The 767-nt window shown below is 35.5% G+C and carries 2 pseudogenes; both read left to right on the top strand.

From position 1 onward, the window contains the following. A pseudogene (locus tag ACFIO3_RS14535) lies at positions 1 to 91 on the top strand (TrwH protein); the annotation flags it as partial. Positions 92 to 160: 69 nt separating this feature from the next. Then, positions 161 to 767: pseudogene (locus tag ACFIO3_RS14540) on the top strand (hypothetical protein); the annotation flags it as partial.

A 767-nucleotide genomic window follows, 5' to 3' on the forward strand; every position in this document is an offset into this window, starting at 1 on the left:
AAAGCTAAAACAGCCCAATGATAGGAACCGCGTGCCTATTAATAAAACAATCCCTGCCGAAATCAAGCGAGGAGACAACGGAATCTCATAAACTGATTTATGAAATTAATAATGTAATGGTCAGTCTTTCTAAATATGTGAAAATTAAAAGGTATGAAATATGCAAAAGCTGATTATTATCATAGCGATTAGTGCTTTTTTTGGAACAACAAACTTAGCAAGAAGTAACACTCTTACTAAGCAAGGAGGAGGTCATAGCCGTTTTGCAGTTCCTAGTATAGGGTCAGGAGATCTCGATTCAAGCAACAATTATAAACCAAAACCACCAAAAGGCTATGAGCCACCACGTAAACTTCCACCCGATATTAAAATTGACCTTTCTAATTTGGGAACGATAAGAAATCGCGTACCGTCCAAACCTATTGGCTCTAAGCCATCTAACACACCTCCAGTATCTCCCACAGCTCAGGTACCTAAATCAACTTTCGTATCTGCTCCATCAGCAAAATATCTGGAGCTTACTAATCTATTAAAAAAAGGGGAAATTATTGAGCTCTTAAAAAAACAGCTTGAGTTGAAAAAAAAACAAATTTCACAAACAGAAAAAACCTATCAAGCTATAACAAAGAATCAGAAAACAAACCCAAAGCAAATAGACTTTTCTAGTTTTTTTCTCAAAGAACCAGAATTGCTCTATAAGAAGAATCTGCTTTTAAGGGAATCATATCAAAAGATATTGGAGGAAGAAAACAAAATTTCTGGGACTT

The organism is Bartonella sp. AD328YNZD (assembly GCF_042196425.1).